This is a genomic window from Streptomyces halobius (genome assembly GCF_023277745.1).
GTDB classification, from domain to species: domain Bacteria; phylum Actinomycetota; class Actinomycetes; order Streptomycetales; family Streptomycetaceae; genus Streptomyces; species Streptomyces halobius.
Genome location: NZ_CP086322.1, coordinates 8,823,988 through 8,841,491 on the forward strand (window position 1 = coordinate 8,823,988; position 17,504 = coordinate 8,841,491).

15 protein-coding genes are annotated in these 17,504 nt (G+C 67.8%); 5 read left to right on the top strand and 10 right to left on the bottom strand.

Annotation, left to right across the window (positions count from 1 at the left end):
* The first annotated feature begins 73 nt into the window (after positions 1–73).
* A complete protein-coding gene (locus K9S39_RS40055) occupies positions 74–1,348 on the top strand; it encodes an ATP-grasp domain-containing protein (protein WP_248868191.1) in 1,275 nt (424 codons plus the stop codon).
* Positions 1,349–1,454: 106 nt separating this feature from the next.
* Entirely contained in the window at positions 1,455–2,108 is a 654-nt protein-coding gene (locus K9S39_RS40060) for a LysE family translocator (protein ID WP_248868192.1), read from the top strand.
* 17 nt (positions 2,109–2,125) lie between these two features.
* Here K9S39_RS40060 and K9S39_RS40065 read toward each other — a convergent pair whose 3' ends face one another.
* From K9S39_RS40065 to K9S39_RS40090, 6 genes are all read right to left on the bottom strand, one after another.
* Entirely contained in the window at positions 2,126–2,692 is a 567-nt protein-coding gene (locus K9S39_RS40065) for a methylated-DNA--[protein]-cysteine S-methyltransferase (RefSeq protein ID WP_248868193.1), read from the bottom strand.
* 178 nt (positions 2,693–2,870) lie between these two features.
* Entirely contained in the window at positions 2,871–3,677 is an 807-nt protein-coding gene (locus K9S39_RS40070) for an MGMT family protein (RefSeq protein WP_248868194.1), read from the bottom strand.
* Positions 3,674–4,261, bottom strand: a complete 588-nt coding sequence (locus K9S39_RS40075) for an RNA polymerase sigma factor (protein ID WP_248868195.1) — start codon at positions 4,259–4,261, stop codon at positions 3,674–3,676. The genes K9S39_RS40070 and K9S39_RS40075 overlap by 4 nt, the downstream gene beginning before the upstream one ends.
* Before the next feature lie 808 nt (positions 4,262–5,069).
* Entirely contained in the window at positions 5,070–5,399 is a 330-nt protein-coding gene (locus tag K9S39_RS40080) for a histone-like nucleoid-structuring protein Lsr2 (RefSeq protein ID WP_248868196.1), read from the bottom strand.
* 295 nt (positions 5,400–5,694) lie between these two features.
* Positions 5,695–5,997: an MDR/zinc-dependent alcohol dehydrogenase-like family protein gene (locus tag K9S39_RS40085; RefSeq protein WP_248868197.1), complete on the bottom strand. Its 303-nt coding sequence runs from the start codon at positions 5,995–5,997 to the stop codon at positions 5,695–5,697.
* Positions 5,998–6,246: 249 nt separating this feature from the next.
* Complete coding sequence (locus K9S39_RS40090; protein ID WP_248868198.1) at positions 6,247–6,546, bottom strand: hypothetical protein; 300 nt, start codon at positions 6,544–6,546, stop codon at positions 6,247–6,249.
* A 336-nt stretch (positions 6,547–6,882) separates the two neighbouring features.
* On the opposite strand from K9S39_RS40090, the gene K9S39_RS40095 reads away from it, so the two are divergent.
* Together K9S39_RS40095 and K9S39_RS40100 are read left to right on the top strand one after the other, a co-directional pair.
* Positions 6,883–8,454 carry an alpha/beta hydrolase gene (locus K9S39_RS40095; protein ID WP_248868199.1) on the top strand — a complete coding sequence of 524 codons (1,572 nt, stop codon included), beginning with the start codon at positions 6,883–6,885 and terminating at the stop codon, positions 8,452–8,454.
* A gap of 391 nt (positions 8,455–8,845) precedes the next feature.
* Positions 8,846–9,712, top strand: coding sequence for an alpha/beta fold hydrolase (locus K9S39_RS40100; RefSeq protein ID WP_248868200.1), 867 nt, complete (start codon positions 8,846–8,848; stop codon positions 9,710–9,712).
* A 562-nt stretch (positions 9,713–10,274) separates the two neighbouring features.
* On the opposite strand, the gene K9S39_RS40105 is transcribed toward K9S39_RS40100, so the two are convergent.
* Together K9S39_RS40105 and K9S39_RS40110 are read right to left on the bottom strand one after the other, a co-directional pair.
* Complete coding sequence (locus K9S39_RS40105; protein ID WP_248868201.1) at positions 10,275–10,862, bottom strand: hypothetical protein; 588 nt, start codon at positions 10,860–10,862, stop codon at positions 10,275–10,277.
* A gap of 564 nt (positions 10,863–11,426) precedes the next feature.
* Positions 11,427–12,002 (bottom strand): PucR family transcriptional regulator, encoded by a 576-nt coding sequence (locus K9S39_RS40110; RefSeq protein WP_248868202.1) that lies wholly within the window; start codon positions 12,000–12,002, stop codon positions 11,427–11,429.
* A 590-nt stretch (positions 12,003–12,592) separates the two neighbouring features.
* On the opposite strand from K9S39_RS40110, the gene K9S39_RS40115 reads away from it, so the two are divergent.
* Positions 12,593–14,032 carry an NADH-quinone oxidoreductase subunit NuoF family protein gene (locus tag K9S39_RS40115; protein WP_248868203.1) on the top strand — a complete coding sequence of 480 codons (1,440 nt, stop codon included), beginning with the start codon at positions 12,593–12,595 and terminating at the stop codon, positions 14,030–14,032.
* Here the strand turns inward: K9S39_RS40115 and K9S39_RS40120 are convergent.
* The gene (locus K9S39_RS40120) at positions 14,019–15,128 is read right to left on the bottom strand and encodes an RNA polymerase sigma factor (RefSeq protein WP_248868204.1); all 1,110 of its coding nucleotides are present in this window, start codon (positions 15,126–15,128) and stop codon (positions 14,019–14,021) included. The genes K9S39_RS40115 and K9S39_RS40120 overlap by 14 nt on opposite strands.
* A 317-nt stretch (positions 15,129–15,445) precedes the next feature.
* Positions 15,446–17,119 (bottom strand): sigma-70 family RNA polymerase sigma factor, encoded by a 1,674-nt coding sequence (locus tag K9S39_RS40125; protein WP_248868205.1) that lies wholly within the window; start codon positions 17,117–17,119, stop codon positions 15,446–15,448.
* Positions 17,120–17,504 lie beyond the last annotated feature (385 nt).

The window sequence follows — 17,504 nt, forward strand, 5'->3', positions numbered from 1 at the left end:
ACCGCCCCCGTACCCGGGACCGGGCACACCCACATGACACCGAGACCCCATCGAGCGGACAAGGAAACCTGCTGTGTCCCCGTATCCTTCCGGCAGCCCCGCCGTCATCGTCGACCCGTTCTCCTCCGGTGGCCTGTATGCCCCGGCCTTCCGCGCGGCGGAAGTCCCGGTGATGGCCGTCGTCTCGTACCCGGAGATTCCCCCGGCCTACGCCGGGTCCTTCCGTCCCGAGGACTTCGACGAGGTCCTGACCTGGACCGGGAAGGAAGACGCGCTGGTGGAGCGACTGCGGGAGCTGCGGCCGCGCTGCGTCCTGCCGGGCGCCGAGATCGGTGTGGAACTCGCCGACCGGCTGGCGGCACAGGTCGTCCCCGAGGTGGCGAACGTTCCCGCTCTGGCGGCGGCCCGCCGTCACAAGTACGCCATGGCGCAGGCCGTTGCGGCGGCCGGGCTGCCGGTGCTGCGGCAGCTGTGCTGCGACGACGCGGACGAGGTCGCCGCCTGGCTCGAACGGGAAGGGCTGACCGGCCACGACCTGGTGGTGAAGCCGCCGAAGAGCGCGAGTACGGACGGGGTGACACGGATCGTCGGCGGGCGCGGCTGGCGCCAGGAGTTCGAGGCCCAGCTCGGCCGACTGAACCAGTGGCAGATCCCCAACGACCAGATGCTGGTGCAGGAGTACGCGACGGGCACCGAGTATGTCGTGGACGTCTTCAGCCACTCGGGCACGCACACCGTCACCGATGTGTGCCGCTATCGCAAGATCGACAGCGGCGGACAGATGGCGGTGTACGAATCCATGGACTGGGTTCCCGAGGACCGGCCCGAGGTGCCGGAGCTCGTTCGCTACACCCGGGGCGTGCTGGACGCGGTCGGCTTCCGGTGGGGCGCCGCACATGTCGAGGTGATGATGACCGCCGACGGGCCGCGGCTGATCGAGGTCAACGCCCGCCCGCACGGCGGCGGCCACCCGCGCTTCTGCCGCACCGCGACCGGCGACAGCCAAGTCGACCGGGCAGTGGCGTACTTCACCGGCCGGGGCCCGGTGCCGAGCGGCTATGAGCTGCACCGACGAGTGCGCGTGGTGTTTCTGATCAGCCGGTCGTCCGGGATTGTGCGGAACGCCGAAGTCCTCCATGACATAAAGGAGGTGACGAGCCACCATGTCTCTGCGGTGCCGGTGCGCAACGGCGACCGCATCGCCCCGACGAAGGACCTGCTGGGCACACTGTCCCTCGGGTTCGTGGTACTCGCCCATGAGGACCCGGCGCAGCTCGACGCCGACCACGCCGCGATCCGGCGGATCGAATCGCTGCTGACGGTGGATCCGGAGGCGGACGCGGCATGAGCCCTCCCGGCCCGGAGACGCTCGCCTGCGCACACGGACTTCGTATGTCCGGTCACCGCGGTCGGCGCCCGCGAAGACCCGGCGGAGAGCGCCTCGGGAGGCACCCATGATCAGCGGGTTCTTCCTGGGCAGTTCACTTCTCGTGATCACGACACCTGGACCGGACGCGGCACTGGTCACCCAGCTGGTGCTGCGCACCGGGCGGCGGACTCCCGCGCTCGCCGCCGCGGTGGGCATGCTGACGGCGGGCGCTCTCCATGCGACGCTTGCCATCAGCGGAGTGTCGCTCGTGCTCGCCGGCCGGCCGGAGCTGTTCACCGCCGTTCGCTGGTGTGGTGCGGCGGTCATGCTGTTATGGGGCATACGGGCCCTGCGGGCCGCGCTGCGCCCGGACTGCCCGTCGCCGCGGGAGCCGGGGCAGGATGCCCGGCAGCCGGCCCCGACATCCCTGCGGCGCTGCTGGCTGCAGGGCCTGCTGTGCACCGGCAGCAACCCCAAGGTCGGGCTGTTCCTGCTGGCGTTCCTGCCGCAGTTCGTGCCACCGGGGGATCCCCCGGCACGCACCATGGCGGTGCTCGCCGCCGTCCATCTGTCGCTGGCGGCACTGTGGCTGGCTTTTCTGAGCGGCGCGGTGCATCTGCTGCGCCGCTGGGTGGCCGCGCGCCGGCCCCATGCCGGCGCCGGCATGGGGCGAGTGGTCGAGGCGGTGGTGGGGACAGTGTTCATCGCATTCGCCGTCCGGCTGGGACTCGGTGGGTGAGCGGCCGCGCCATCGGGTCAGTCCTGGGATTCCAGATCGAGCAGGAATCGCTTGGCGGCGACGCCGCCCGCGTATCCCGTCAGACGACCCGAGGCACCGACGACGCGGTGGCAGGGCAGCACCACACATAAGGGGTTCGCCCCCAGGGCCTTGCCAACCGCCCGTGCGGCCCCGGGGCGGTGCACCGTCGCGGCCAGCTCCCCGTACGTTGCCGTACCGCCGTACGGAACGTACTCCGCGACCGCCAGCACCACCTCCTTGCTGAATGGTGTGGCCAGGCCCGTGTCCAGCGGCACGGAGAACGAGCGCCGCTTCCCCGCGAGGAAGGCGTCCAGCTGACCGCGTGCCTCCTGTATCACGCCCAGCCGGCCGGCGCCGGCCGAGGACTCGTCCACACACTCCCGGCCTCCTGCCGCAAGCCGCTGCCGTACGGCCTCCGGCGGGAAGAAGCCGCAGTAGAGCAGGGCTTCATCTGTGGCGGCGAGCGCCAGGCGACCGAGGAGGGTGTGGTGCTCGGCGACGACAACGGGGGCCATCACTTCGTTCGCCGCGCTGCGGCTTCTGGTCTCAATGACGTTCTGCATGACGTCTTCCTCCCGGCTGGGTGACATGGCTGGCTGCCTCTTGCTTCGCGACTTCCGGCATGCCGCTGTGTCCCGCACGAAGCTGTGTTCTGTGCGTTGCTGTGTTTCGCACGGAGCTGTGTCCAGCACGGCGCGCGGTGGGGCTGACGCCGTGCTGGGCATCACCCCGCGCTGGGCCTCACGCGGCTATCGGCCGGCAGCTCTTGCAGGCCCGGTATCCCGCCTCGCGGGCGGCCCGCGCCGAGCGGAACGGCACCTGGTGGGACGGGGTGATCCGGCGCGCGTGGGCACAGGTCGGGTGGCAGTAGATACGCGTGGTATCGCTGCCGAGAAACACCGTCCCCCTGCGGGACAGCCCCACCAACGCGTCGTCGATACCCTCGGCACCGCGCAGCACCGCCCCGACTACGGGGCCGTACCGCAGGTCGCAGGGACCCCCCTCATCGAAGGTGACCCGATGACATGGGATCAGCAGCGGCACCGGATTGACCTCAAGGGCCTCGGTGACAGCGGCGGTCCCGGAGAGCGCGGCCTCCCGCGCCACCCAGGCAAGCGGCCGCAACTGACCGCGTGGAATGGTGCGTACCGCTTCGAGCACCGTGCACTCCACTTCGGTGAGCTCCGGCAGATCGATCCGCAGCCCCTTGGCACGCCCGGTGCGCAGGGCGGTCCGCAGCCCCGGCAGGGGCCTCGTCGTACGGATCGCGCTCCGGCCCGTGCGGGCGAGGTGTGCTTCCTCGAACGCCTCGGGGCCGGGCAGCGTTCTGCCGAGCGCTGCTCCCGTCACGGCTTCCGCCCCGTACGCGACGTACAGCCCGCCGGCGGGGGCGTCGAGGTGCAGATACATGTCGTATCGGTCCCTCGGGACGCCCACCCGCTGCAGCACCCGTGCCGCGAAGTCCGTCGGAGCGGGACCCACAAGTCCCGCCAGGGCCGCCTCCACGCCGCCGTCCGGCTGCGTGGTCCTTTCCCCACCTCGGTTCACATCGTCACCTCCCTCAGCATCGCGACTTGCGGTTCCAGCAATTGACGCAGGGTGCCGATCCCTCTCGACACCTGAGCCTTGGCCGTACCGACCGGGCATCCCTGCACCTCGGCCACTTCGGCGTAACTCATCCCGACCACATGCCGCAGCACCACCGCGACGCGGGCCGGCTCAGGTAATCGCGCGAGCGCCGCGACCAGCAGCGCCCGATCGGCGGCCGTGTCCGCGCGCTCCTGCGGCCCCGGCTCCTCGGCCGGCCAGCTCTCGCAGGAGTCCTCCACACGCGCAGCCGCGACGGGCCTGCGAACGCAGGTGCGCACATGATTGCGCCATATGTTCGCGGCGATCGTCATCAGCCAGGCGCGTGGACGCAACGCACGGCGACGTTGCGCGGAGTACCCCTGCAGTGCCGTGTAGGCGCGCAGGAACGTCTCCTGGCCCAGGTCGTCTGCTTCCGCGGCGGATCCCGTCACCCGGAGCAAGAAGGCATGGACCGCTGAGGCGTGGACCCGGACCAGTTCCGTGAAACCGTCGTCCAGATCCCTCGCCAGGCGTTCGCAGAGTGGCTCGGCTGTCTCGTCCATCACTCACAGAAACACCGACGGGCTTGCCATGGTTGCACGGGCCCGCGAAGCGGGTGGGGTACGGCCCGGTCGACACGGCCGGCCTCGGCCGTACCGTCCGGGGTGATACCGGCCGGGCCCTCGACCTGGAAGACCCGCCCCTTCTGTTCAGACCAGCCCCAACCGGACTACGGCGTTGGGGGCAGCGGCGTCCGCCGGATCCGGTTCAGCAAGTGGCCGGCTGGGCGAATGGGCCCAGCCGCTTGCCCGTTTGCCGGCCGTGACGTGCTCGATCTCCTCGTCCTCAGTCGTCTTCGCCAGTCGTCTTCGCCACCGTCTTGTCAGTCGTCCTCGTCACCGTCCTGTCAGTCGTCGGCGGCGACAAGGAGAGCGGGCACCTCGCCGGGGCGATGCGATCCAGCTACCACGGACCGTGCCAGGTCCCCTCGGGGGCGATCCCGTCACCGTGTCATAGGTATCCCGGAACGCGGGATGCGCGATCAGAGCCGCGAGCACGTTCCTCTCGTCGGGCATATCGGGCGGCGGAACAGGTGCCACACCGGGCAGGAGACGGAAACGCTGGATATCGACTCGGCGATAGCCGTGGCTTTTTCCCAGAGGGAATGAGAAATCCCGGAAGGTGATGAGGAGGCTGTCCAGAGGGGCAAGGGCGGGCACCAGCTCCATACTGCTCACACGGATTACGGTAGATCCTCGTGGAGGCTGGGGCCCGTGGCGCTCTTCTTGCTTTGCCCGCAGCGTACCGAGGGGCTGCCGGTATCCATGATCCCGGCAGCCCCTTCGCTCATTGCGTACGTGACTACTCGGCCTACTTGCCGGCCTTGGCGTACGCCTCGCGAATCTCGGCCGGTACACGGCCACGGTCGCTCACGGTGTAACCGTGTGCCTTTGCCCAAGCCCTGATTTCCGCGGTGTTCTCCCCGCCGGGAGCCCCCTTGCGAGCGGACTTCTTCCCCTTCCCGGTCTTGCGCCCCACCCTCGTGAACGGTGCCATGGCTTCCAAGAGCTGGTCATAGCTGTCCGGGCTCAGGTCGAGCTCGTAGGTCACACCGTCGAGCGAGAGGGTGTGGGTGGCAACCTCCGAGGACTCTTCGCCCGTGAGGTCGTCCATATAGATAGTGATGATCTTCTGTGCCATGGCCGGGATTCTACGGCCATCCGAGTGTGCTGCCACCACTCAGCTCACCAGTCATCCAAACGTGACAGGCGGGTTCGGGTTTCCTCGGCGCCTCACCAACGTGACCGGCGATACGGACGCCGTGCGCCTATCCGGTCGTTACGCTCGATGTCGACAGGACTCGACTCGAATGGACTCAGACTCGTACCGGCCTCATTTCAGGGCCGGAGCCCGAATATCATCCAGTTCTCTCCAGATTTCGTTCCGTTGACGGCGCGTTAGCCGGCCTTCTGGGCAGCTGTCGTGCCGTGCCAGTTCAGCCAGGTCGGTCCTTCACGGCGCGCTCGGCGTCGACCGCATGCGCGGCTATGAGGGAGAACCCGACGGACCTCAGGGCGAACAGGTGGTCGGTGACGGGGATGCTGCCGGGCTCGCCGCTCGCGGCTCCGTACGTCACCGGCCGTCCGTACGGGGCCAGTACGTCCAGGCTGCGGCGCAGGATCTCGCCGCCGGCCGCGGCCGTGCGGACCTGCTCCGGCCAGTCCTCGCTGGTGTAGTCGACACCGAGGTCGGCGCCCTGGGGGCGGGCGAAGTCCAGCTTGGCATCCGTACTGGCCATGGCGATGACCGTACCCGCACCGAGAGCTTCGCGAGCTGCACGGCGAGGTGGCCGATGGCGCCCGCGGCGGAGTGAACCAGTACGGTCTCGCCGTGCGCCAGCCGCCCGGCGTGCAGCACGCCCAGGGCCACCATCGGGAGCGCGCCGGCCGTGCCCGCGTCGAGCCCGTCAGGTACGACGGGGATCGGTGAGGGTCCTCCTTGATCCGCCGCTCCGAGCGGCGGCGGGCCCGGTCGTCGCACTCGGCCATCACAGTTCGGCGAGGGAGCCCCGGTAGCTCATCTGCTCCTTCAGCGCCGTTCGGCGATGTCGGGGAACTCCTTGCGGATCGAGGCAGCCGCAGCATCGGCAGGCCGTGTCGATCGCGGCGTCGGCGGCGTCGGCGGCTTGCCGGAAACCAGCCGGCCTGCTCCGTGGCCGGGTTCGGTATCGGCCTGGCAGCCTTGCGGGCCTCCAGAGCGACACGCCGTACTTGCGCTCAAGCTCCCGCATCGACATGCCGCCGCGATGGTCACGCCGGATCGCCGCGTACCGCTCGATCTTCGACATCTGCGGCATGACCAGCACCTTTCACCAGGAGCATTCCGATGCTGCCCTGGCAAGAGGCCCGGTGCCTCCCCAACTCATCAACCTCGTCCGACCGTGGTTCGGGGCGCCTCCCAAACTCATCGACAAGTGACGTCACTACTGCTCGACAAAGTCAGCCGTTCGCTGGATCACGTCCCGGACGAGGACCACATCTTCCCGTACGACCTTGGGGCTATCCGCCACGCATCCATACATCCGTAGTCGGACACGTTTCTGTCCTGTCGGTGGATTCGCTCGAACTTCCTTGCGCGAGAGGGTTTCTGCGCCACAGCACTCCTTTCAGAAGGACAGACCCACATGCGAAGTCGACGAATAGCACCGTTTCTGGCGGTGAGCGCCGTCGCAACCCTGGTTCCTGCGCTGGCCCCCGCCACCGCCTCCGCCGCTTCCAGCCCTATGAAGCAATACCTTCAGCAGAAGCCCGAATGGCACCGCTGCGACAGCGAAACTCCCGCCAGCTACCAGTGCGCGACGATCAAGGTGCCGTTGGACTACGGCCGCCCTGACGGCAAGAAGAGCGATCTGGCGATATCGCGAATCAAGACGAGCGCCACCGATGAGCGCCATGGGGTACTGCTGCTCAACCCCGGTGGCCCCGGTGGCGCGGGCCTCAGCATGCCGCTGGCCATGGCCTCCGAATTGCCCAAGTCCGTGAAGAGGCAGTACGACCTCGTCGGATTCGATCCCCGGGGTGTGGGGCAAAGCTCCCCGGTGAGCTGCGGCCTCACCGACAAGGAAGCCGACTGGCAGCGCCCGTACAAGCGCAACACGTTCAAGAAGGACGTGAGTTGGGCCCGGACCGTTGCCAAGAAGTGCCGCGCCAAAGGAGGCGACAAGCTGGGGCACCTCACCACCCGCAACACCGCCCGCGACATGGACCTGATCAGGAGCGTGCTGGGCGAGAAGAAGATCTCCTACCTCGGGTACTCCTACGGCACCTACCTCGGCGCCGTCTACACACAGATGTTCCCCCAGCGCGCCGACCGTTTCGTGCTGGACAGCGCCGTCGACCCCGGGCGCGTCTGGCGGGGCATGATCCAGGTGTGGGCTGAGGGGGCGGAACCCGCGTTCACAAGGTGGAGCGAATGGACCGCTCAGCGTGCCGCGACGTACAAGCTCGGTGACACCCCGCAAGAGGTCCGCAAGACCTTCTGGAACCTGGTCGCGCAGGCCGACCGCAAGCCCATTGAACTCGATGGTCGGCGCCTCACAGGGGACGACATCCGTGCCGGCCGTGCCATGTTCTTCACGGTCCGCGAGGCCGCCGAGCAGGTCGTCGAACTGAAGAAGGCCGCCGCGGGCAAGCAGCCGGCTCCCACCCGCACACCCAGGGCCACCGGGCGTCCTGCTCCGCCGTCCTTCGGCCGTGCCGTCCCGTCGGACAACTCCGCTGCGAGCTTCTGGTCCGTTGTCTGTGGCGACACGCGCTCCTGGCCACGCGACCCCGAGCAGTACCGTCGCGACGCGGTCCGGGACAAGGCGAGGTATCCGCTGTACGGCGACTTCGCGTCGAACATCAAGCCGTGTGCGTTCTGGGCGAACGGCAGTGAGCCCGCGACCAAGGTGGACAACAAGGTCGGGGCGCTCATCCTGCAGAACGAGTGGGACTCCCAGACACCTCTGTCCAGTGGCCTCGGCCTGCACCGGGCCCTGAAGGGCTCGCGGATGGTCACGGTCGACGAGGGCGAGGGACACGGCATCTACGGCACCAAGTCCTGTGCGGACAAGTCGGCCACCACCTACCTGACCACCGGCAAGCTCCCCGCCAAGGACGTGACCTGCCAGGCCTCCGCGGGACAGGCGCAGGACGCTCGCCGACTTCCGGTGCCCACGCCTCCGGGGATTCCGGGGATGCACGGCCGCTTCTGATGCGCACACTCCCCACGGACCGCAGATGACGCTGGACAGTGGGAAGTCGGCGCCCCGACCGGGGGCTGATCGGGTGGCAGGAGTCAGGGCGGGAGGAGGAGCTGCAGGCTTCTCCTCCCGCCTCGCTGTGATGTGTTGGCGCGCGTCCAGTGCCGCTGGTCCGGGCGGTTCCAGGGCGGACCAGCGGCATGGGCCCAGTCGTGGACGCGTGGCCCCTATGCGCCTTGTCGCCGTAGGAACGGCGCTTCCACCAATGGCCGAATGTGCGCGAGAGATGCCGGACGGGGCAGAACGGAAGCAGCCACACAAGCCCAGGCTTGCGTCACGACTTGCCCAACCTGTGTAGGCCGTTCTCCTGTTCACGGCCGGGAGAGGGCGCGATACTCGACCAGTGGACTCGATCTACCGCAGTGCGACGGGCAGGGAGCTCATCCGGCGCTGGTGTCTCGACCAGTTCGCCCGATGGCCGGTGCCGCACGAACGTGAGACAGTGACCGCCAAGGGCGCACCGACCCATGTGGTCCTCGCCGGCTCCGGCGCGACGACGGTCGTGTTCGTCCCCGGTACCAACTTCAACGCCGCCGCGTCCCTGCCGCTGGCCACGGCACTGGTCGCCACCGGCTACCGGGTCCTGCTGGTGGACGTCCCGGGCCAACCCGGCCTCAGTTCCGGCGAACGTGGTCCTTCCGGCGGCCGGTTGTCCTGGTACGGGGCATGGCTGAGCGAGGTGACCGAGAAGATCTCATCCGAGCCGGTAGCGGTGATGGGCCACTCCTTCGGTGCCGCCATTGCCCTGTCCAGCGGCTGTCCCCGGATCGACCGGCTCATCCTGGTTTCCCCCGGCGGACTGACCAGGCTGAGGTTGACTCCCGCTGTGCTGGCCGCCTCGGCCGCCTGGTTCCTGCGGCCCGCACCGACGCACAGCACCCGGCTCCTGCGTGCCATGCTCGCGCCTGGCCATCCACCCCGCGAGGAATTGGTGGACTGGATGACACTGGTCGCCCGGCATACGCGCTCCAGCGGGGCGCCGGGCGTTGCGACCCTGCCCGCGCGGTCAATTCCCCGCCTGGTCGTCACTGGGGAGCACGATGTCTTCCTCCCTCCGCGGCGGCTCGGTCCGGCGGTGCGCGCCACACTCGGCGCTGAGTTGGGTGTGATCTCCCAGGCCGGACACCTCGTGGTCGAAGAGCGCCCCGAATACCTGTCCACCTTGCTGGAAGTTCCGGGCCAGCCCACCTCAGACGCCCCCGTGGGGTAGCCGACCTCCGAGTGTCATGTCCACGGACCGCCCAAGACCGGGCCCACACAGCGGGGCGCTTCAATCGCTCCCCGAGTCGTCGGTGCCTTTGGGCCGGGAGACGACGAAGTGGCGCGCGGGACGGTGCTGAGGCGCTGGTTCGTTCCGGGGCCGCGGCAGGTCGGGCTCGTCGATGGGGGCGGTAACCGCTGGCGGATATTGGGCAGGGACACGTTGCCGATGCGCTCTTGGCGCGCCGCCGTAGGAGCCGGTCGGGTGCGACGCTGTGGAGGGCGGCGCCGAGCAGCGGCTTCTGAATGCGGGTGCTGGCCCGGGAAGAGGTCGGTATGGGGGTGGTTTGGGGATGGCCTGGGCGGGCCGTGCAGTGTTCGGCGGCGATGGCGGCGCGTCGAGACGTCGTGACGGGCCTCTGGGGCAGCCAGCTGTGGACCCCGGACGGGTCTGGGCCCACTGGAGCCGGGCGCATCCCGCCGACTCGGATGGCCCACACCGCGGGCACGCCACCGGTTGGGACCTGGTACGTGCTGTCACACGGACCAACTGGCCAGCGTTCGGTGCCTCGTTATGGCCTGGCGAGTGCCGCGGCCACGCCCTCAAGGGTGTCGAACGCCCGAGGGCCGCGTAGATGATGCATGATCTCGCGCGGGACGACCGTGTGGGCCAACACGTAGCACAACGCGTCTGTCGACCGGCGAGGAACGCGAGCGGCCACCACGGCGGCGTTCGGCTCTCTCCGATCGCGCGGGTCTGTGCCGCCTTCCGGAACCGCCACGATGAGAGCCCATTGCAGGCCGTCCTGGTCCCGTGCATGCCGCTCCAGGCTACCGAGCGGGAGATTGTCCACGAATGCGGAGTCCACGAATACGGATGAGGCCATCGGTGTCTGGAGATCCCATCCGCTGGCCAACTGCGGGAACGCGGAGTAGAAATCCTGGCGATTTCTGAACAGCGGAGGCGGCGCGGCAGTGCGCGACAGCGCGCCGTCCAGCCAGGCGCGATAGAGAGGGTCGGCCATCGGACGCCAGGCTCGAAATCCGGGAAGCCGGGACATGTCCCGGAAGAGCTGCTCCGCGAGGCGGGCCAGTTCTGCGGCGGCTTCGGCAGCGCGGGGTATCACGTCGGCTTCGCCGGCGCCGGAGCGGGCGATCATTTCCCGCTCCCAACAGATCGCTGCTTCTGCACGTACGCTGCAGGCGATGTGAGCCCATGTCATAATCCCTATCTGTGGCCCTTTTCCTGGCTGGGGGCCAGGCTGGGTAGCCAGCATCGGCGCAATGTGCTTGAACTCCTCGCGGAGCAGACCAAGTCCATGCTCCACTCCTAGGCCGCAAGGACGTAGCACCTCTGTCAGCCTCCTGGAATTCAGCCCTCTAGAATTCCCGCATTCCGGAGTTTTCGTTCCTTCCTCGGGGCACAGTTCTTCCTGGGTGGACCGTGCGCGCTGCGCCACCGACTCCAGCCTGTAGAGCCAATAGAGGATGTCGCCCGCGGCTGGGCCGGACGGACCGGCCAACCCGGGTGTGCGCGTCGGCCTTTCGTTCAGAAACCATCGCAAGCGCGATGCCAGATCGGCACCAACCGCGCTATCCCCGTCGTCCGCGGAAGCTTGTACGTGTTGAGTGCTGGAGTGGGTCACCGGCATGGCTCCAGGGCAATCGTCGGCCACCGGGCCGGGAACTCGGCGACCGTTCCGAACAACAGCACCTTTACAGGGTCAGAGTCCATTCCTCCGAGCCTCTCGTGCGCTCGCTCCGGCCACGGCCCGGGGCTCCCTCCACCGGCGCTGTGGTACTCGAAGAGGCCGTACCCGCGGGACTCCGGACGTGAGTTGTCGGCTCCGCAGTGCCAATTCGAGGTTGAACCGGGTGTCGGGTTCCCGGAGGCTCGGCCCGAATATCTTCTCGATCTGGCGCATTCGGTAGCGCACCGTCTGCGGGTGTACCTGGAGATACCTCGCCACCTCCGGGGTGCCGCCCCGTTCCAGCCAAGCGAGTAGTGTCTCTTCTATACGATCCCGCTGCCGGGGTGTGTACTTGGCGAGCGGTTCGAGGAGTCGATCGGCCAGCACCTTGGCCAGGGACTCATTGTGCAGAAGGGTCAACGTCGAGAGATGGTCCTCGGCGAATATGACGCCTGCCGCATCGCGTGCGCTCCGTATGTTCAACAGGCGCTGGACCCAGCGCAGGGACATGCCGGCTTCCTCATACGTCACGACCGGGCCGATCACCGTGCCGATCCCGTCGAAGGCGTCTGCCACCGCCGCTTTCGAGGGCGCGGTCGGGTCCGGCATGAGGAAGCAGAGCCCTTGTGCGCCCAGACTTACCAAGGGTGACCGCCCCGCCGCTTCCGGCCACCGGGGCATCCAGAGCGCACTGGAGGCCACGGCTCGGACGGTGTCGGGCAACGGCCATTCAGCCTGCTCGCACAGTGCATTCAGCGTGTCACGAGAGGTCAATTGATGTCCCACCAGATACGCAAAGAGCCGTTGCCGTGCCGCATTGCGCAACGGCCCATGCTCCTTGGAATCCTGTCCAGGACCGCTCAGGCTTTCCGCTTTCACGTGAACTCCCAGAGAAGAATCGACTGTTCGCCGTTCGCTGTACCGGTCACACCGTGTGCGAAGGCAGCCGACGGCACTCTGAAGGACGTCCCATGAGGACCACGCATCACGTCACTTTGCGATGGTTTTACTCGAACCTCACCGGGGGGACGTCACTGCCACTCTCAGGCATCGTGACCGTTACCCCGCGCAACCCTCTTGTTGAGAATGCAACAAAATATTCCTTCGGCACGCTGAGGCGTTAGGGTTCCGCGCGGGCCACCCCACCTTCCAAGGGGACCGGTACATCGATCCGAACTCATCCGTCGCGGGAAGTCCAGGTGAATCACCTACTGGAGGCACACGCCTTCGGGCCGTCGTATGTCCTGGCCGGCCTTGATGCTCATGCCCGTCTTGATCACAAGGCCCATCTGGCAGCCCATGGCAGGATTCCGTCCCTGGATGTGGGCGAACTTCTCTCGCTCAGCCTGAGCATCGGCCTACGGGAGCGGGATCACCGGTGCTTGCGCTTCGCCGACGAGCTCCAGTGTGTCCTGGATTCGGCCGCTCATGTGGGCCGTACGTCGGTCGTGGTCTGCGGCGATGCCGACGAGCTGGGCGGCGCCAAAGACCGCACGCTGTTGCAGCGCACACCGCACCTGGTCCTGGACGGCGCCCTCCTGGCCGCAACGGCGATCGGCGCGCAAGACATCGTCGTCACCTCGGACTCGGCGGACGCGCGCTGCGCGGTTCGTACCGCGATTGCTGAGCGGACGTCGAGGGACAAGAAGATACGCGTGTCCTCTTCACCACCTGAGACCTTTGATGCCGCGCTTGATGCCGCGACGTATGGCGATGGGCTACGGCTGGAAAGGAGCGGTACCCCCACCCTCGTTACCAATACCGAGACCCTGGCCCAACTGGCAGTGGCGGCTCGGAGAGGGGCCTGTGCTTTTGGGTCAACCGGATTGCCGTCGGAACCGGGCACCATGTTGCTGGATTTCGCGCACACGTGGATAGTGGAAACCCCCACGGGGGTGCCGCTGCGATACCTTTTGCAGTTCTGTGCCCTGAGCGCTGGGCAGGGTGTGCTCGTTGGCGGTTATGGCGGCAAGTGGCTCCCCCCGGAAGTCGCATCCCACATTATGGTTTCCCGGGACTCCCTTGTGGGCCACGGCGCGGGATTTGGCGACGGCACGATCCTGACCATGCCGGAATCCACATGCCCATTGGGGGAAGTCGGTCGGGTGGCCGACTGGCTGGCGAAGAAGCAGGCGCAGTGCTGCACCTGTTGCGCGCGAGAAGTCACCCATATGGTGTGGGCCCTCAACAGACTGGTGACAGTGGGCGGGCAGGCACCACTTGATCTCGTCGACCACTCGCTGGCGATGCTCGACACGCCTGCCGCGTGTTCACATGCCCGGCGCGTAGGGCAGTTCGTCGATTCAGCGATCACGGTGTTCTCGGGCGATCTCGCCGCCCACCTCCACGGTGCTGGTTGCGGCAGGCCCATTCGTGGTCATCTGCCCGTCACCGCCCCGGAATCCCGGAGCCGGCAGTGGCTTCTCGTGGATCGCGCACGATGTGTCGGCAGCGGAAGGTGCGCTCGGGCCCTTTCGCGATCCGTCACGCTGGAGCCGGACGGCTATCCCGCGGGCGTTCCCGTCGACGTGCATCCCCAGGAGCGAGACGAGGCGGCGAACGCCGTCAGGCGGTGTCCCACCGGAGCGTTGCGGCTGGTTTCCCCGCTCAGGGGCGAGTACCCGCTCAGGGGCGCGTAGCGTCCCCGTCCACGGGCGGGTAGCTTTCCGACGGATAGGACACGCCGTCCTGGAGAGGTCCTCGGACCTCCCCTTGGTCGCAAGCGGCCAGGGCTGTCAAGCCCGTGGCAACACCGACCAGGAAGCCGACGACCGCGACCGAAGCCCGGGAGCTTCCGGCGTGCGAAGGGGCCGCTCCACCACTCCAGCGGCCTCCCGCAGAGGCGGCCGCCCTGGTCTGGTGTACGCGCGGATGCTGTGTGGCTGCACCGGACCGGCCCCGCTCCAGCAGCCTCGCCAGGAACGGAGGATCAACCGTCGGCACCGGGATGGCCGCCTTCGCGCGGAGGTAGTTCTCCCCGGGCCACCAGCCCAACAGCCGTACCGGCAACTGTGCTTCCATCCGTGCATCGAGCTCGCTGAGGTCCTTGTACACACCCAGGCAGGCCGGGCAGGCGTCAAGGTGGTCGGTGATCTCCTTCGCCAGGGGCGCCTTGGGGCGCAGGGCCAGCTGCTTGACCACCTCGGCACAGTCCGGACGCCCCAACCGCTCCAGATACAAGTCCGTACGGGCCTGGCGCAACATCACTTTGGCCTTGTGGTACGTGTCCTGAAGCGCATCGCGGGAGAGACCCGTGATGCGGGCCGTCAACGCGGGATCGTCCCGGTCCACCACACAGTGCCAGATAAGGCACTGTGTCGTGGTCGGGAGGCGCGGGAACGCGAGTCCGAGCTGGACGTCCTCATCCCAGGGCCACTGGCATCCCGCCGCGATCCAGTCCCGGAATTCCGGCGAAAGCTCCGCGTACTCCCGATGCCTGATCGCTGCGGCACGCACGCTGTCCAGCAATTGGCGCCTCAGGCAACCCACATGACGTCCGTCAACGAACGGCTCTCCGGCCAGCATCCTTTGCAGCAGTTGCGCGAACACATACGAGGTCAGCTCGTGGGCATGCAGAGGTTCGGGCATGCATTGGGCGGCATACGCCTGTACGGCGGCATAGTGGCGGCGATAGATGTGCCGGAAGAGTTCGGCGCGTCCTTTGCGTACCGCCTGGATCACAGCGGTGTCGGATAGCGGCCGTTGCGGCGGTCGCAGACCCAGGAGCAAGTGCATGGTGGAAGCCCTCCATTCAAGTCCGGCGGTATCCCGGAGGAATGCCAATGGGTGCCATGGGTGCGTGGGAGCGGCCGCCGGATGACTGCTTCGGGCGGCCGACAATTCCAGGGGGATTCACCTCGTAGAACCCGGTATGAACAGCTGGTGGCGACGTTTCACGAGGAGGATGTGGCCGTCGGTTCCCCCAGGGAGTGCGTGGTGCGCAGGATCGGACACAACGAAGGACTGCGCCCGGCGGCGAGCGTCCCGCGACTTTGCGAGAGCTTTGCCAACCGGGGCCCGTGCTGGCGGTCTCGCACGGGCCCGTTCGTCGGTCAGGGGCAGTCTGTGCGATAGCGGAGGGCTGGTACGTCGTAGTAGTTGTATGTGATCACGACAGGAGTGCCGTCCGCGGGGCGCTCGCGTGACGTCCAGTGCTCCATGCCGAGTTGCATGCGGTCCCAGGGGCCGCCCTGCCGGGTCTTCACGTAGTAGCTGTCATCGCCCCTGCCGGCGAGGTCGAACAACTGCCCCCTGCCGTCCGTACGGCAGGGCCCCGTCTTGGGCCGGATCTGCTGAGTGCGGCCGGTGTTTTTGTCGCGTTCGACGGGGCCGGTGTAGTCGATGCACTTGCCGGTGGCGGCGTTGCGCAGCCAGCCGTAGTGCGGGGCCTCCTCGAACGCCACCAGCTGCCAGACCTGTTCTTTCCCGTCGTCACACGAGCTCTGTACGACTGTCGTGCCGGCGGGCTCGACGCACATCCCGCCGAACTGCGCGCTCTGGAGACGCCCAGACCATCGAGCGACTCCAAGGACGCCCAGGGTGGGTGAGGGTTTTGGCTTTTTCGACGGCATGGGGGGCGGTGCGGCCAGACGTGGTGACGTGGTCCGGGTCGGCGAGGCCGTCGGGGAAGGCTTGGTCGTGGGGGTGGCGGTCGGCGTGGGAGTGGCAGCTATGGTGGGCGGCCGGCTCTCTGCGCGCACCGGTGGCAAGTACACTGGCTCCTCTCCTCCGTCGCCGAAGGGCATCGGTACGACCAGGACCGCCGCCCCGAGCGCGGCGACGAAGGAACCGGCGACTGCGCCGGAGCGCAACGGAGACCCCTTGGCCTTGGCCCACCACCCCGTCCCGTGAGGGACGGCGGCGCCGGTGTCCGCTGCGCCGAACGCGGTTGCCGTAGAGGCATGCGCGCCCGCTTCGGACGAGCGCGCCGCCCCATAGGCGGAGGCGCCCCACAGCATCACGCCGCCCGGCAGAGCCGATCCCAACCGCTCGTTGAGGTAGGACACTTCCCTCAGGGCGCTGCGGCAGCGCTCGCAGGCGGCGAGGTGCCGTTCGAGGTCCTTGTTCGTGCGGCGCCCGACGCGGCGCACAGCGGCCCCCAGCAGCGAGCTGTAGTGGCGGCACTCGACACTGTCGGAACCGTTCTCGGCATGCACGGCCAGGTACGCCTCACGCAGTCCTTCCCGAGCGCGGGACGCCAGCGAGCTGACGGCGCTGGCGCTCATACCGAGCAGCGTGCCGACCTTCGCCACCTGTTCTTCCTCGACTGCCGTATGCCACAAGACGGTCTGCCAGCGCTCGGGCAGGGAGCGGAACGCCCTCAATATGAGGCTGTTGTCCTCCAGACGCAGCATCTGCTCCTCGCTGCTCTCCGCCTCGGGGGTGCCGGGTGCGTTGGCGAGCCACTGCTCGAAGTCGGGGGAGAGTTCCGTACGGCGCGCTGTGCGGGCCCAGTCGGCAGCGGTGCGACGGACGATCGTGAGCAGATACGGACGCCAGGCGGCTTCGGGGCCGCCGCCGGTCCGGACGGCCTGGAGGGCGCGGGCGAAGGCCTCGGAGGTGAGGTCCTCGGCGGTGTGCAGATCACGGCAGCAGGCGCGTGCGTAGGCGAGAACGGCGGAGCGGTGCCGACGATAGAGCTCGTCCACGGGTGCGTCGGACTCCGACTTCCGCAAGGCCGCGATGAGTTCGGCGTCGGACGCGGGCATTGCATGGTCATCGAGCATGCGACAATCAGACCTTCCGATGTGGGGGATCGGCATTTTGGTCCATGTTCGAATCCCCATGGAAGTGCCTTCAGGGGAATTTTTAGCAGCGCAGGCATAAAACCCTTCGGTACCGGACCACGGACAGCCCAAAGCAATCCAGTTACTACCCGGTACCAAGGCTGCGTGCGGCCCTTCGGTCTATACCAAAGGGGTGTCAGAAATCGCCGTACGACCTCCCGCGGCAGAATCTTTCGTCAATCTTTCGCCCCGCTCAGCCGCCCCTCCCAACACATCGATAAAGAGTTTCGGATCCTGGATTGGGTAGGGTCCTCGGTGCGCAATGCCGGGTCATTCATGTAGCGGGAGTCTCCATAAGGGGGCGTCAGGAGAGGCTGGCTCAGGG